This is a genomic window from Flavobacterium johnsoniae (assembly GCF_030388325.1).
Classification (GTDB): domain Bacteria; phylum Bacteroidota; class Bacteroidia; order Flavobacteriales; family Flavobacteriaceae; genus Flavobacterium; species Flavobacterium johnsoniae_C.
Map to the genome: position 1 here is coordinate 422930 of NZ_CP103794.1, position 14729 is coordinate 437658.

Sequence of the window (14729 nt, forward strand, 5' to 3'; positions counted from 1 at the left end):
CAAACTAAAAAAATTTAATTCAAACTTTCAATTATTTCTGAAAGTTTAAAATAATCAATAACTATGAAAAACATTAATTACTTCAATTATTTTTTTGTTGGATTCCCATTATTCTTTTGTTTGCTCGCAACATTTAACATTGGCTTTATATCAATTGCAATGCTTGCACTAATACCTACTGGAATATTTCAAGTAATTATTGGAATAAAAATGTTAGTTGATGAACCTCAAGATAAAAATCTTAAAATATATGTAGTGAGTGTTTTTCTTTTCTTCATTTCCCTTGTAGTGATTTCTAAATTGGAGTTATATAATTTTTTAAACTATATACTATTCGGAGTACCTCCAATACTAGCCTTTTATCTATCAATACTAATCTATAAAAAAGCACACAAATGAACTTCTTAAAAGCAGAATGGAAAAATTTAGCACTTTTCAATTATGAAGTTGATGCTAAAATTTTAGAAAAATATCTTCCCGTAGGAACTGAGATTGATATCTGGAACAACAAATGTTATGTCAGCGTTGTTGGATTTATGTTTAAAAATACCAAAGTTTTAGGATTGAAAGTTCCGTTTCATGTCAATTTTGAAGAAGTGAATTTGAGATTTTATGTCAAACGTTTTGAAAACGGCGAATGGAAACGTGGCGTAGTTTTTATCAAAGAAATTGTTCCAAAAAAAGCAATCACTTTTATTGCCAATACTTTATATCAGGAACATTATGAAACTCAGAAAATGAGACATGAAATTCATGAACATGAAAACACTAATACTTTCATTTATCAATGGAAAAATTATAAAGAATGGAATACAATTGAAATTGAAACCAAAAAAGATTTAAGCAAAATCGAAATTGATTCTGAAGCTGAATTTATCACAGAACATTATTTCGGATATACTAAAATTAACGAAGAAACGACTTTTGAATATGAAGTAACGCATCCGAGATGGGAACAATTTGAAGTTTTAAATCATCGAATTGATATTGATTTCGAAAAAACTTACGGAAGTGATTTTGGATTTCTTCAAACTCAAAAACCGACTTCAGTTTTCTTGGCAGAAGGATCAAAAATTACGGTCAAAAACAAAAGAAAAATTGCGTTGATTCCTGTCGAAGAAAAATTATACGCATAAAACTATTCATCTTTAAAACCAAAAATCATGAAAACGTTAGAAAACCAAACCTTACTTTATGATGAAGATTGTCCGCTTTGCAGTTTGTACACAACTGGATTTGTAAAAAGCGGAATGCTTGATGAAAACGGTAGAAAATCTTATTGCCAATTATCTGCCGAAGAACAAAATTTTGTGGACTTGAAACGCGCGCCAAACGAAATTGCCTTGGTTGACAATAAAACGCAAACCGTCATTTATGGAATTGATAGTTTGATAAAAGTCGTTGGATTTTCTTTCCCTTTAATTGAAAAAATTGCAACGTTAAAACCAATTCATTTCATTCTAAAAAAAATGTATTCTTTTGTTTCTTACAACCGAAAAGTAATTATTCCAGGAAATGTAAAAGAAGAAAATAAACTGCAATGCACACCCGATTTCAATTATAAATATCGTTTTCTTTTTATTGGTTTTGCTTTAACATTGACAAGTTTTATTTTATTTGGATATTCTAATTTGATTCTGAATCTTCCAAAATCTAATATTACAAGAGAAATTATTTTGGCTTTTGGTCAGATTGTTTTTCAAAGTTTATTCCTTTTGAAATTCGACAAACAAACAATCCTAAATTACGCAGGAAATTTAATGACCGTTTCTTTATTTGCAAGTTTGATTTTAACGCCAATTTTAATTTTGAGTCAGTTTTTCCAGCTTCCGCAAGCAATTATTTTGGGTTGGTTTGGAGTTACGATTTTAATCATGTTTTTGGAACATTTTAGAAGAGTAAAAGTTCTAAAACTTCCTTTTTATTTATCTTTCACTTGGATTCTTTATCGAATTCTTGCTTTAGTTTTTATTCTTAATTAATTTCTCGTAAACCTAACAGGTTTAATAGGCAACAACAAAATGAAAAAACTCATAATCGCAGCTGGAACAGGTTTTCTTGGACAAGGTTTAGTCAATCATTTCAAAAATAAATTTGACGAAATTGTAATTCTAACAAGAGAAAAATCTCAGATAATTGAAGGAATTAAATATGTAAACTGGAACGCCAAAACTTTTTCTGGTTGGGAAAAAGAATTGGAAAACGCAACAGTTTTAATTAATCTCGCAGGAAAATCTGTTGATTGTCGCTATACGAAAAAGAACAAAAAAGAAATTCTTTGGTCTCGAATTGACAGCACAAAAATCCTGAACAAAGCAGTTTTGAATTGCAAAAATCCGCCAAAACATTGGCTGAATTCTTCAACGGCAACTATATATAGATTTTCTCTTGCCAAACAAATGGATGAAATTGATGGCGAAATTGGAAATGACTTTTCAATAAATGTGGCGCTTTCTTGGGAAAAAGCATTCTTTAAAACTGAAACTCCTAAAACTTTAAAAACAGCTTTGCGAACTTCTATAGTTTTAGGAAAAAATGGCGGTGCTTTTATTCCGTTAAAAACTTTGGCAAAAATAGGTTTTGGAGGAAAACAAGGAAATGGAAATCAGTTTGTGAGTTGGATTCATGAGGAAGATTTTGCAAATGCAATTGATTTTATAATTGAAAAAGAAATTACTGGTGTTATAAATGTTGTTTCTCCAGAACCAATTCGAAATACTGATTTTATGCAAAAACTACGAAAAGCCGTTGGTTTTCCTTTTGGAATTCCGATGAATAAATTCTTTCTTGAAATTGGTTCTTTCTTTATTCGCACAGAAACTGAATTGGTATTGAAAAGCAGAAATGTAATTCCGAAAAGACTTTTAGAAAAAGGATTTCGGTTTAAGTTTGGAGATCTTGAAAAAACTTTTAAAGATTTACTTCACTAGCAACTTTGTCAAAGTTTAAAACTTTGACAAAGTTAAACCCATCGTAAAATGACAACAATAAACCTCACGACCAAAATAAATGCATCAAAAAAAATTATTTTCGACGCTTCAAGAAATATCGACATTCACCAGCAATCTGCAAGTCCAACAAAAGAAAAAGCGATTGCTGGCGTAACTTCTGGTTTAATAAATTTGAATGAAACCGTAACTTGGCGCGGCAAACATTTCGGATTTTATCTCACACACAAAAGCCGAATTACGGCGATGAATTTGTATGATTATTTTGTAGATGAAATGGAAAAAGGCAAATTCAAATCGTTCAGACATGAACATTTTTTTGAAGAAAAAAATGATTTTACAATTATGAAAGATAAATTACTATATGAAACTCCTTTTGGGGTTTTTGGAAAATTATTTGATGTTTTGTTTTTGAAAAAGCATTTGACAAATTTTCTTTTGGAAAGAAATAAGGTTTTGAAAGAAGTCTCGGAAAAATTCGTTTAAGATAAATTGCTTAATTTTATAAGTATTACTCTTAAAACGAATGTATTACAAATCAAAAAAATACACCTATGAAATTAAAAACAATATTAACTCTAGTTGTCTTTTCCCTTTCTTTTATTGGTTTTTCTCAAAGCAATTGTGCAACTTTAAAAGGTTGCGAAAGAAAATTATGTGAATTGAACACAAAATTAGTTGCAGCAAAAAAAGCTGGAAATCAAAGTCAAATAAAAGGCGTTGAAGATGCAATTGCTCAGACTAAGAAAAATTGTACTACAAAAACCGTTAATAAAGATCTTGACAAAAAAGTAAAAGAAAAACAACAAAAAGTAAAAGAAAGAACTGCCGATTTAAACGAAGCTCTTAAAGACAAGGAAAGCAAAGAGAAAATCGATAAAAAAAGGAAAAAATTAAATGAAGCAAAAGCTGATTTGAATAAAGCGCTTGCAGAACAAAAGACGAAATAGATTATTATTTTTTGCTCTCGCAGACTTTAACAAATTAATTTGGCAAAGCCCAATATTTAAACGCAATCTTGTCATTTTATAGTTCGCGTGAGGGATTGAGGCGGTATCCTTTTATGAAGCGGAGCGGAATAAAAGATATAGCCGAAAGCCCGATTCGCCGCGGCGAACACGCCCAAATTATTTAGAAACTTTTACGTTTTTTATAAAAACACAATCATCAGCCACCAAAAAATCGGAACGCTTTCTACCCAAAAAGAAGTGTAGTATTTGGAACGATTTGTATTGGCAAACAGAATAAATAAGGTTAACATAATAACCATAACCAAATTAATTATGGCATCATGATAATTAAATGTTGATACAAAAATTTCCAGAAACCAAAACGGAACTAAAAGTGAAAGCCCTAAAATTTTGGTTCGTTTTACACCAATTGTCTGTGGAACGGTTTGCAAATGCGGATCATCGTTGGCTAAATCGATGATTTCGAAAACCAAAATCAGAACAAAAACCAGCACAAAACGCTGAATGCATTTGATAAAAAAATCTGTTGTAAACGGAATTTCGGCATTTATTAACGGCAAAACCAAAGTTGCACCAACCCAACAAAGTGCTACTATATAAATTTTTACGCCTGCCCAGTTGCGGGCATTTCTTCTATTTGGGAAAAATGGTAATGTATAAAGTGCCGTTATCAGAAAAATAACAACGGAGACGATTTGGGTAATTCTTTTTAAATGGAAAAAATAATATCCGACCAAAAGAAGCGAAATAAAACTCAAAACGGCGATAATTTTTAATTGAATTCCGATTGGATTTTTCTTCACTCGAACAAGTGCGTCATATTTTACGAAATTATATCCTACAATTGTTCCGAAAAAAACAAATAGCGCCATTGGTTCATCATATTGAATATGAAATACATGAAATGTAATTCGAACCAAAGCGTAACACGATAAAGCCACGTGAATGCTGCTGTTTAAATAAAAATTCAATATTTGTTTTAGAAGTTTCATATTCCGAAATCTAATCAATTGGTAACAAATCAACTCTTTAGTTAGAAAATTGACAAAAATTGAAGTTAAAAATACCCATTAAATTATTAATAATACTTAATTTTGCGCCACAAAAAAACAACACATTTACTTTAAAATGTAATAAACCTTGTGTTACATGAGATTAGCTCAAATAAAATGCTCGGCAAATTACTTTTGATCTTTAAAAAATAGACTGCTACAAATGAAAACAGATGCTTTTGCTTTAAGACACATTGGTCCAAGAGAAACTGATCTTCAACACATGTTACAAACAATTGGTGTTGATTCAATCGAACAACTTGTTTATGAAACCCTTCCGGACGATATTCGTTTAAAAGCGCCTTTGAATTTGGATCCTGCAATGACAGAATTCGAATTTGCAAATCATATTCGCGACTTAGGAAAGAAAAACAGAACATTTAAATCATACATTGGCTTGGGTTATCACCCAACTATCATTCCGGCTCCAATTCAAAGAAATATCTTCGAAAATCCTGGATGGTATACTGCTTACACGCCTTACCAAGCAGAAATTGCGCAAGGTCGTTTGGAAGCAATTTTAAATTTCCAAACTACTGTTATCGAATTAACAGGAATGGAAATTGCAAACGCTTCTCTACTTGACGAGGGAACTGCTGCTGCAGAAGCTATGGCTTTATTATTTGATGTTCGTACAAGAGATCAAAAGAAAAACAATACACATAAATTCTTCGTTTCTGAAGAAATTTTACCTCAAACTTTATCAGTTTTACAAACACGTTCAACTCCAATTGGAATTGAATTAGTTGTTGGAAATCACGAAACATTTGATTTTTCAAATGAATTCTTTGGAGCAATTTTACAATACCCAGGAAAATACGGTCAAGTAAATGATTACAGCGCTTTTGTTGCTAAAGCAAAAGAAAACGAAATTAAAGTTGCCTTTGCTGCTGATATTTTATCATTAGCGACTTTAACTTCTCCAGGAGAAATGGGAGCTGCTGTTGTAGTTGGAACAACTCAACGTTTTGGAGTTCCAATGGGTTACGGTGGTCCTCACGCTGCTTATTTTGCAACTAAAGATGAGTACAAACGTTCAATGCCAGGTCGTATCATTGGAGTTTCTGTTGATGTAAACGGAAACCGTGCTTTACGTATGGCTTTAGGAACTCGTGAACAGCACATTAAACGTGAAAAAGCGACTTCAAATATTTGTACTGCTCAGGTTTTATTGGCAGTTATGGCTGGAATGTACGCGGTTTACCACGGACCAGAAGGTTTAAAATACATTGCAAACAAAGTTCACGCCTCTGCAGTTACTACTGCCGAAGCTTTAAATAAATTGGGAGTTTTCCAAACCAACACGGCTTACTTTGACACGATTTTAGTAAAAGCTGATGCTCAAAAAGTGAAAGCAGTTGCTGAGAAAAACAAAGTAAACTTCTTCTACCCTGATGCTGATTCAGTTTCAATTTCATTAAACGAAACAACTTCAGTTTCAGACATCAACCAAATCGTTGCGATTTTTGCTGAAGCGTTAGGAAAAGAAACTGTTATAGTTTCTGAATTAAGTGAAGCTACTCAATTACCAGCTTCATTAGAAAGAACTTCTTCTTTCTTGACGCATGATGTTTTCAACAATCATCATTCAGAAAGTCAATTGATGCGTTACATCAAAAAATTAGAGCGTAAAGATTTATCATTGAATCACTCGATGATTTCATTAGGTTCTTGTACAATGAAATTAAACGCAGCTTCTGAAATGTTGCCTCTTTCAATGCCAAACTGGAACAGCATTCACCCGTTTGCACCAGTTGACCAAGTAGAAGGTTACCTTACAATGCTTAAAAAATTAGAGCAACAATTAAATGTAATTACTGGTTTTGCTGGAACAACATTACAGCCAAACTCAGGAGCTCAAGGAGAATATGCTGGTTTAATGGCAATTCGTGCTTACCACATGTCAAGAAACGAAGGTCACCGTAATGTTTGTTTAATTCCTTCATCTGCTCACGGAACAAATCCTGCTTCTGCAGCGATGGCTGGAATGAAAATCATCGTTACTAAAACAACTCCAGAAGGAAATATTGACGTAGAAGATTTAAGAGAAAAAGCGATTGAGCACAAAGATGATTTGTCTTGTTTAATGGTAACGTACCCTTCTACTCACGGAGTTTTCGAATCTTCAATTATCGAAATCACAAAATTAATCCACGAAAACGGCGGGTTAGTATATATGGATGGTGCAAACATGAACGCGCAAGTTGGATTAACAAATCCTGCTACAATTGGCGCTGACGTTTGTCACTTAAACTTACACAAAACATTCGCTATTCCTCACGGTGGTGGTGGACCTGGAGTTGGACCAATTTGTGTGAACGAGAAATTAGTTCCGTTCTTGCCAACAAACCCAATCTTAAAAGTAGGTGGTGAACAAGCGATTACAGCTATTTCATCAGCACCTTACGGATCTGCTTTAGTTTGTTTAATCTCTTACGGCTACATCACAATGATGGGGGCTGAAGGATTAAAAAGTGCTACAGAACACGCGATCTTGAATGCAAACTACATGAAATCTCGTTTCGAAGGTCACTACCCAATTCTTTATACAGGAGAATGCGGAAGAGCGGCACACGAAATGATCTTAGATTGTCGTTCATTTAAAGAAAATGGAATTGAAGTTGGGGATATCGCAAAACGTTTAATGGATTACGGTTTCCACGCTCCAACGGTTTCTTTCCCAGTAGCTGGAACTTTAATGATCGAACCAACTGAATCTGAAGATTTAGCAGAATTAGACCGTTTCTGTGATGCGCTTATTTCAATTAGAAAAGAAATCGAATCGGCTACTGCTGATGATAAAAACAATGTATTGAAAAATGCACCTCATACATTAGCAATGTTAACTTCTGATTCTTGGGATTTCCCTTATTCTAGAGAAACAGCGGCTTATCCATTAGATTACATTGCTGACAATAAATTCTGGCCATCTGTTCGTCGTGTAGACGATGCTTATGGTGACAGAAATTTAGTTTGCAGCTGTGCTCCAATCGAAGCTTACATGGAAAGCTAAAAATTAGCCTCCTAATAAATATCCAAACCCGACAGGTTTTAGAAACCTGTCGGGTTTATTTTTTGTTTCAAGTTTCAAGTTCTAGCATAACTTGAAACCTGAAATCTGAAACTTTTTTAAACCAAACAACAAAGAAGAAATCTTATTTAAAGAAACATAACTTTCCGCTAATCTTTTGTGAAATTATCATCCTAAAATTAAAATGAAAGCAAAAAAATTTCATTCTCGAAATTGCCTTCAATCGTTTGAAATCTAGGAAATATTAAAAAATCATTAGAAGAAATACAATATATCTTCCAAAAAATTGTTATTTCATAATTATATGCGTGCATACTATTTTTTATGATAGTTATCATAATATTATTTATACATTAGCACTAAATTTATCGGATAATTAAAAGGAAATGAAAATAAAGATTATTGGTATTGGGAGTTATATTCCTAATTTAGAAGTAAAAAACACAGATTTTGATAAGCATGTTTTTTTAAATGAGGATGGAACTCCTTTTGGTTATCCGAACGAAGTCGTTATAAAAAAATTTAAAGGTATTACTGGAATCGAAAATCGTCGTTATGCTGAACCTCAATATACAGCATCTGATTTAGCATTTTTTGCGGCCGAAAAAGCAATCGCAAATGCAGGAATTGACGCCGAAACTTTAGATTATATTATTTTTGCACACAACTTTGGTGATGTAAAAACAGGAACACATCAAACCGATATTCTTCCAAGTTTAGCTACTCGTGTTAAAAATAAATTAGGCATCAAAAATCCGAAATGTGTGGCTTACGATATTCTTTTTGGATGCCCGGGTTGGATTGAAGGCGTTTTACAAGCAAATGCTTTCATTAAATCTGGAATGGCAAAAAGAGTGATGGTTATTGGAGCAGAAACGCTTTCTAGAGTTGTTGACGATCACGATCGTGATTCGATGATTTATTCTGACGGAGCCGGAGTTTCTATTTTAGAAGCATCTACTGACGAAGCAGGATTATTGGCTTACGAAAGCGCAACTTACGCTAACGACGAAGCGAATTATCTTTTCTTTGGAAAATCTTATAATCCAGATTTAGATCCAGATATTAAATACATTAAAATGTACGGACGTAAGATTTACGAATTTGCTCTTAGCAATGTTCCGTGCGCTATGAAAAGCTGTTTAGATAAAAGTGGTATTTCAATTGATGAAGTGAAAAAAATCCTTATTCATCAAGCAAATGAAAAAATGGATGAAGCGATTATTGAACGTTTCTACAAATTATACGACAAAACTGCGCCTAAAGACATTATGCCAATGAGTATTCACGACTTAGGGAATAGTAGTGTAGCAACAGTTCCAACCTTGTACGATTTGATTCTTCAAGGAAAAATAGAAAACCACGAAATTAACAAAGGCGATGTTGTAATTTTTGCTTCAGTTGGAGCAGGAATGAATATTAATGCTTTTGTTTATCGATATTAAGTAGTACTAAAATAAATTAAGCTTTTTTAAAGCCGAGTTTAATCTCGCAAAGACGCGAAGTCGCAAAGTTTTAAAATAATTACTTTGCGACTTCGCGTCTTTGCGAGAGATTGATTTCAAACTTCCATTAAAACACATCTATTTTCATTTCAATTAAAAACAAGAAAGAAGATAACTTTGTATATTTGCGACCTAATTAAAATCAAGAACGAAAGATTGATTCGTTCGCAGCGACTATGTACGAAAAAACGTTTCCGAATAAAAGATTCAAACTTACTTTAGAGTTTTTACAAAAGCACGTTAGCACCTCTGAAACCATTTTTGATTTTGGTGTACCAAATCCGTTTTCTAAAATAATGGAAGAAAATGGCTATACCGTAAAAAACACAAAAGGAGAAGATTTAGATAACGATCAAACAGCCTTACAAACAGAAGATTACACTGTTTTTACAGCATTTGAAATTTTCGAACATTTACTAAATCCGTACACTATTTTACAAAATGTAAAATGTGATAAATTGTTAATCTCAATTCCGTTACGTTTATGGTTTTCGCCAGCATATCGTTCTAAAACAGATATGTGGGACCGACATTACCACGAATTTGAAGACTGGCAACTAGACTGGCTTTTAGAAAAAACAGGCTGGAAAATCACAGATCGTCTTCAATTTACACATCCAGTAAAAAAACTTGGACTTAGACCATTATTAAGATATTTCACTCCAAGATATTATCTTGTAGTAGCAGAGAAAGTTAAAAATTAAGATTGCTGATTAACGATTTTTGATTTATAGATGAATTTCACACAATCTAAAATCTAAAATCTAATCCCGAGGCTTCGGGACTAAAATTTTTTACATGAAATATTACATCGTCATTCCCGCGCATAATGAACAAGATTTAATCGGCTTGACTTTACAATCTCTGGTTACGCAAACTGTTTTGCCTTCTAAAATTGTAGTTGTCAATGATAATTCTACAGATAAAACCGAAGAAGTTGTATTGAGTTTTGCAAAAGAAAATCAATATATTTCAGTTGTAAACAAAACTTCAGATGCGATTCATTTACCTGGGAGCAAAGTGATTCAGGCTTTTCAGAAAGGTTTTGAAACTCTGGATTCAGATTACGATATTATTGTAAAGATTGACGGTGATTTAATTTTTCCTCCAAATTATTTTGAAACCATAATCAAACATTTTGAATCTGATCCAAAAATTGGAATGGTTGGCGGATTCTGTTATATTGATAAAAATGGTGAATGGGTTTTAGAAAATCTAACCGACAAAGACCATATTCGCGGTGCTTTGAAAGCCTATAGAAAAGAAACTTTTCAGCAAATTGGAGGCTTAAAACCTGCAATGGGTTGGGATACAGTTGACGAATTACTTTGCAAATATTACGATTGGAAAATTGTTACCGACGAATCTTTACATGTAAAACATCTAAAACCGACTGGAGCAAATTACAACAAAACAGCTCGTTATAAACAAGGCGAAGCTTTCTATACTTTAGGTTATGGTTTTTGGATTACTTCTATCGCTTCTGCAAAATTGGCAATGATGAAGAAAAAACCATTTCTATTTTTAGATTATATCAAAGGATTTTTGAAAGCAAAAAAGGCTAAAACTCCCTTACTGGTTAATCCCGAACAAGCTAAATTTATTAGAAATTATCGTTTACAGAAAATGAAACAAAAGCTTTTTTAATCTTAAAAAAAATTAAAAAACTGCAAACCGAAACGGTAAACTGTAAACTAATCCTTAATTTAGCCAATATTTAAAAATTATGATGCTAATTCGTTATTTATCCCAAATTGGGAGATATTTTTTAATGCTGAAAGAAATTTTCAATAAACAGACTAAATGGTCTGTTATGAAAAGTCTAATTCTTAAAGAAATCGATGATCTTATTATTGACTCTCTTGGAATTGTTTGCTTTATCTCTTTCTTTATCGGAGGAGTTGTTGCCATACAGACAGCACTTAACTTAACTAATCCATTAATTCCAAAATATTTAATTGGTTTTGCTACACGCCAATCTGTAATTCTAGAGTTTGCTCCTACTTTTATTTCGGTAATTATGGCAGGAAAAATGGGATCTTACATCACATCAAGTATCGGAACAATGCGCGTTACAGAACAGATTGATGCTTTAGAAGTTATGGGAGTTAATTCTTTAAACTATCTTGTTTTTCCAAAAATTATAGCCTTACTAATGTATCCTTTTGTAATCTGCATTAGTATGTTTTTGGGAATTTTTGGAGGCTGGTTGGCTTCTGCTTATGGCGGATTTTCAACTAGTCAGGATTTTATTGCTGGAGCTCAAATGGAATTTATTCCTTTTCATATCACATACGCATTTATCAAAACTTTGATTTTTGCTATGTTATTAGCGACAATTCCGTCTTTTCATGGTTATTATATGAAAGGTGGAGCGCTCGAAGTTGGTAAAGCAAGTACCGTTTCGTTTGTATGGACATCAGTTTGTATCATTCTTTTTAATTATATATTAACTCAATTATTATTAGGATAATGATAGAAGTAAAAAATATAGAAAAATCATTTGGTGATAGTAAAGTTTTAAAAGGCGTTTCGACGGTTTTTGAAACTGGAAAAACCAATTTAATTATCGGACAAAGTGGATCTGGAAAAACAGTTTTATTAAAAACGCTTTTAGGAATTCACACGCCAGATTCTGGAACAATCGAATTTGACGGAAGAGTTTATTCTGATTTGGACAAAGATGAAAAACGTGAATTGAGAACTGAAATTGGAATGGTATTTCAAGGTTCTGCATTATTTGATTCGATGACAGTTGCAGAAAATGTAGCTTTCCCGTTGAGAATGTTCACCAATAATACTAAAGCACAAATTAAAGAACGTGTTGATTTTGTTTTAGAAAGAGTAAATCTTGTTGAAGCACATAAAAAATTACCTTCTGAGATTTCTGGAGGTATGCAAAAACGTGTGGCAATTGCACGTGCGATTGTAAATAATCCAAAGTATTTATTTTGTGATGAACCAAACTCTGGTCTTGACCCAAATACTTCAACTTTGATTGATAATTTGATTCAGGAAATTACAAAAGAATACAATATTACAACGGTAATTAACACACACGATATGAACTCTGTGATGGAAATTGGTGAAAATATTGTTTTTCTAAAGAAAGGAATAAAAGCTTGGCAGGGAACGAAAGAAGAAATTTTTGTTACCGATAATAAAGATATCGTCAAATTCGTTTACTCATCTAATCTATTTAAGAAAGTTAGAGAAGCTTATTTGAAAGACATAAAATAATTAAGAAATTCCAATTCTTCGGAAATCTCAAATAAAAAATCCCAAATTCCAACATCATCAAATTGGAATTTGGGATTTTTTTATTGAACATTTATCAATTCAACTTCCGCATTGGGATTGAAAAGATAAGTCTTTCCTGAACTGATTTCTAAACACTCAAAACGTTTTGTTCTAACGGCTATCTTTTTAAAAATTTTACCATTTTTGATTCTAAAAACACTTCCATACGGAATTTCGAAAACGTAATTTTTATCATTATCCTTATCATATTGTTTTAATGCCAAAGACAAAGTTGTATCTGTATCACTGCTTGCAGACGGATTTTTGAAATGTCTCGCCAACAAAGGTAAAATCTGTCCCGGAAATATTTCTGGCCGTATAAACGGCACCATTAAACGCTGAAAAGTATATTTCCATTCATTTCCGTGTGGTTTTATATTTCGTCCGAATTTTTCGAAAGCAACCAAATGTGCAATTTCATGAATGAGCGTAATTAAAAAACGATACTTATTTAAACTTGCATTCACAGTAATTTCATGCTTTCCGCTCGGTCCACGTCTGTAATCGCCGTGGCGTGTCTGACGCTCGTTTACAATTTTTAAGTGTACCTGATTGGCCACAATCAAATCGAAAACAGGTTTTACTGCGTGTTCGGGAATGTATTTAGCTAAAGTGTCGCTCAAGTTTATAATTTTTTATTAGCGCCAAAAATACTTCTAAATATATTTCTATAAAGTTAAATATTTAAAATATTGGCTATTTACGTCTTTTTTAATTTCGCCGTTGGCAAAAAATACATTCATTTTTGTTTCTTTTGCCTTTACTTCTTCTTCCACATTTCTCACTTTTCCTTCTTGATATTTAAGAGCATATGCTTTTTGAAGATATTCTAGACTGCTTTTCGAATTATTTAAAACCTGAAAACTAGAAGCAATATTAATGTAACAAGCCCATAAAGCTGCTTTTTGTCCTTTATCGTTCTGATCTAATTCTTTTGAATATTGCTCCATTTTTAGAATAAAATCACTAAAAACTTTTTTCTTATTTAGGTAGTTCTTGTAATTTTTCAAACGAGTTTCGTCTTGAAAACGACCAGATTCGTCTTTAAGAACCAAATTATTTTTTTGAATGAATTCGGTATTTGCTGATAAAATAGCTTCATCGATTGTTGGCTCGGCTTTATTCTTTGACCATTTCTCCAAAACATCAACGTCTTGATTTAATTTAGCAAAAATTGGATTTTTATCTTCTTTAGAAATTCTAGAAAAATAAAAACTGTCCTGATAATATTCGACATCAATCCAAGAAACCAGTCTTGTTCGCATGTTTTCTTGAATATTTTTTACCAATTGATTAAAAAGCAAATCTTTATCAATATTTGCTGTTAGATAGCTTACCAATTCTGCTTTGGTTTTACCTAACGGTGAAGTATTGGTCAGCTCTTTAACATTGTATGTTTTTTCCATCACAACTTCCTTAGTCAGACTATTTATAATTTTATAGACAGCATCGTATCTATAATATATTTCACTAGAAAAAGGAGGGTCAACATTTTTTGTTTCTTTAATATTCGATGTATAAGCTATGTTTTTTATAGAAATATCTAAAACAAAATGGTCTTTTGCTTCTATATCACTTTGTTTATAAGCCAATTCCATAATTGTCGGAATGTGATACCCTTTCATATCAGGTTCAGTATCTGTACCGATAATGGCTCTCTTTAAATCTTTCTCTCTAAAAAACTCATTGTAAGACAATGGCGGACGAGTTCCTTTTTTTTCTCCATCAACAAAAACAACTATCAAATCTGGCGAAAGATGCAGTTTAACTCCATAACTATGATATCCTTCTGGAATATAACTTTCTGGATAAACAAAATTCGAAAAACTCAAAACCTCAGATTTGTAAGACTGAGCCGTTGTTTTCGAATTGAAAGAAATAAAAAATAAAGCAGTCAAAAGAATAGTAATTTTTCTTTTCAT

The 14729-nt window shown here is 32.3% G+C and carries 15 protein-coding genes; 12 read left to right on the plus strand and 3 right to left on the minus strand.

The features are described from left to right. The first annotated feature begins 63 nt into the window (after positions 1-63). From NYQ10_RS02050 to NYQ10_RS02075, 6 genes are all read left to right on the plus strand, one after another. Positions 64-399, plus strand: coding sequence for a hypothetical protein (locus NYQ10_RS02050; RefSeq protein WP_289878688.1), 336 nt, complete (start codon positions 64-66; stop codon positions 397-399). Next, entirely contained in the window at positions 396-1136 is a 741-nt protein-coding gene (locus NYQ10_RS02055) for a YqjF family protein (protein ID WP_289878689.1), read from the plus strand. Before NYQ10_RS02050 ends, NYQ10_RS02055 begins: the two co-directional genes overlap by 4 nt. A 27-nt stretch (positions 1137-1163) precedes the next feature. After that, positions 1164-1982, plus strand: a complete 819-nt coding sequence (locus NYQ10_RS02060) for a hypothetical protein (protein WP_289878690.1) — start codon at positions 1164-1166, stop codon at positions 1980-1982. Between the two features lie 39 nt (positions 1983-2021). Continuing rightward, on the plus strand, positions 2022-2930 hold the full coding sequence (locus NYQ10_RS02065; RefSeq protein WP_289878691.1) for a TIGR01777 family oxidoreductase: 909 nt from the start codon (positions 2022-2024) through the stop codon (positions 2928-2930). A gap of 48 nt (positions 2931-2978) precedes the next feature. Then, positions 2979-3434 carry an SRPBCC family protein gene (locus tag NYQ10_RS02070; RefSeq protein WP_289878692.1) on the plus strand — a complete coding sequence of 152 codons (456 nt, stop codon included), beginning with the start codon at positions 2979-2981 and terminating at the stop codon, positions 3432-3434. Between the two features lie 68 nt (positions 3435-3502). Continuing rightward, positions 3503-3898 carry a DUF1090 family protein gene (locus tag NYQ10_RS02075; protein ID WP_289878693.1) on the plus strand — a complete coding sequence of 132 codons (396 nt, stop codon included), beginning with the start codon at positions 3503-3505 and terminating at the stop codon, positions 3896-3898. A 200-nt stretch (positions 3899-4098) separates the two neighbouring features. Here NYQ10_RS02075 and NYQ10_RS02080 read toward each other — a convergent pair whose 3' ends face one another. Then, positions 4099-4911, minus strand: a complete 813-nt coding sequence (locus tag NYQ10_RS02080) for a hypothetical protein (protein WP_289878694.1) — start codon at positions 4909-4911, stop codon at positions 4099-4101. 223 nt (positions 4912-5134) lie between these two features. On the opposite strand from NYQ10_RS02080, the gene gcvP reads away from it, so the two are divergent. The 6 genes from gcvP (at position 5135) to NYQ10_RS02110 (ending at position 12747) form a co-directional block, all read left to right on the plus strand. Further along, on the plus strand, positions 5135-7984 hold the full coding sequence (gcvP, locus tag NYQ10_RS02085; protein ID WP_289878695.1) for an aminomethyl-transferring glycine dehydrogenase: 2850 nt from the start codon (positions 5135-5137) through the stop codon (positions 7982-7984). Positions 7985-8388: 404 nt separating this feature from the next. Beyond that, the gene (locus NYQ10_RS02090; RefSeq protein ID WP_289878696.1) at positions 8389-9447 is read left to right on the plus strand and encodes a 3-oxoacyl-ACP synthase III family protein; all 1059 of its coding nucleotides are present in this window, start codon (positions 8389-8391) and stop codon (positions 9445-9447) included. A 236-nt stretch (positions 9448-9683) separates the two neighbouring features. Then, complete coding sequence (locus NYQ10_RS02095) at positions 9684-10211, plus strand: methyltransferase (protein ID WP_289878697.1); 528 nt, start codon at positions 9684-9686, stop codon at positions 10209-10211. Between the two features lie 94 nt (positions 10212-10305). Continuing rightward, positions 10306-11154 (plus strand): glycosyltransferase, encoded by an 849-nt coding sequence (locus NYQ10_RS02100; protein ID WP_289878698.1) that lies wholly within the window; start codon positions 10306-10308, stop codon positions 11152-11154. A 79-nt stretch (positions 11155-11233) separates the two neighbouring features. After that, complete coding sequence (locus NYQ10_RS02105; RefSeq protein WP_229355045.1) at positions 11234-11980, plus strand: MlaE family ABC transporter permease; 747 nt, start codon at positions 11234-11236, stop codon at positions 11978-11980. Then, entirely contained in the window at positions 11980-12747 is a 768-nt protein-coding gene (locus NYQ10_RS02110; RefSeq protein ID WP_276172017.1) for an ABC transporter ATP-binding protein, read from the plus strand. Before NYQ10_RS02105 ends, NYQ10_RS02110 begins: the two co-directional genes overlap by 1 nt. An 80-nt stretch (positions 12748-12827) precedes the next feature. Here NYQ10_RS02110 and NYQ10_RS02115 read toward each other — a convergent pair whose 3' ends face one another. Together NYQ10_RS02115 and NYQ10_RS02120 are read right to left on the minus strand one after the other, a co-directional pair. Further along, positions 12828-13430 carry a SprT-like domain-containing protein gene (locus tag NYQ10_RS02115; RefSeq protein ID WP_289878699.1) on the minus strand — a complete coding sequence of 201 codons (603 nt, stop codon included), beginning with the start codon at positions 13428-13430 and terminating at the stop codon, positions 12828-12830. Positions 13431-13475: 45 nt separating this feature from the next. Next, the gene (locus NYQ10_RS02120) at positions 13476-14729 is read right to left on the minus strand and encodes a hypothetical protein (protein ID WP_289878700.1); all 1254 of its coding nucleotides are present in this window, start codon (positions 14727-14729) and stop codon (positions 13476-13478) included.

Excerpts from the sequence above, each read along its gene's own strand:
- NYQ10_RS02050 (WP_289878688.1), top strand. The coding sequence starts at position 64 with ATGAAAAACATTAATTACTTCAATTATTTTTTTGTTGGATTCCCATTA.
- NYQ10_RS02055 (WP_289878689.1), top strand. The coding sequence starts at position 396 with ATGAACTTCTTAAAAGCAGAATGGAAAAATTTAGCACTTTTCAATTAT.
- NYQ10_RS02060 (WP_289878690.1), top strand. The coding sequence starts at position 1,164 with ATGAAAACGTTAGAAAACCAAACCTTACTTTATGATGAAGATTGTCCG.
- NYQ10_RS02065 (WP_289878691.1), top strand. The coding sequence starts at position 2,022 with ATGAAAAAACTCATAATCGCAGCTGGAACAGGTTTTCTTGGACAAGGT.
- NYQ10_RS02070 (WP_289878692.1), top strand. The coding sequence starts at position 2,979 with ATGACAACAATAAACCTCACGACCAAAATAAATGCATCAAAAAAAATT.
- NYQ10_RS02075 (WP_289878693.1), top strand. The coding sequence starts at position 3,503 with ATGAAATTAAAAACAATATTAACTCTAGTTGTCTTTTCCCTTTCTTTT.
- NYQ10_RS02080 (WP_289878694.1), bottom strand. The coding sequence starts at position 4,911 with ATGAAACTTCTAAAACAAATATTGAATTTTTATTTAAACAGCAGCATT.
- gcvP (WP_289878695.1), top strand. The coding sequence starts at position 5,135 with ATGAAAACAGATGCTTTTGCTTTAAGACACATTGGTCCAAGAGAAACT.
- NYQ10_RS02090 (WP_289878696.1), top strand. The coding sequence starts at position 8,389 with ATGAAAATAAAGATTATTGGTATTGGGAGTTATATTCCTAATTTAGAA.
- NYQ10_RS02095 (WP_289878697.1), top strand. The coding sequence starts at position 9,684 with ATGTACGAAAAAACGTTTCCGAATAAAAGATTCAAACTTACTTTAGAG.
- NYQ10_RS02100 (WP_289878698.1), top strand. The coding sequence starts at position 10,306 with ATGAAATATTACATCGTCATTCCCGCGCATAATGAACAAGATTTAATC.
- NYQ10_RS02105 (WP_229355045.1), top strand. The coding sequence starts at position 11,234 with ATGATGCTAATTCGTTATTTATCCCAAATTGGGAGATATTTTTTAATG.
- NYQ10_RS02110 (WP_276172017.1), top strand. The coding sequence starts at position 11,980 with ATGATAGAAGTAAAAAATATAGAAAAATCATTTGGTGATAGTAAAGTT.
- NYQ10_RS02120 (WP_289878700.1), bottom strand. The coding sequence starts at position 14,729 with ATGAAAAGAAAAATTACTATTCTTTTGACTGCTTTATTTTTTATTTCT.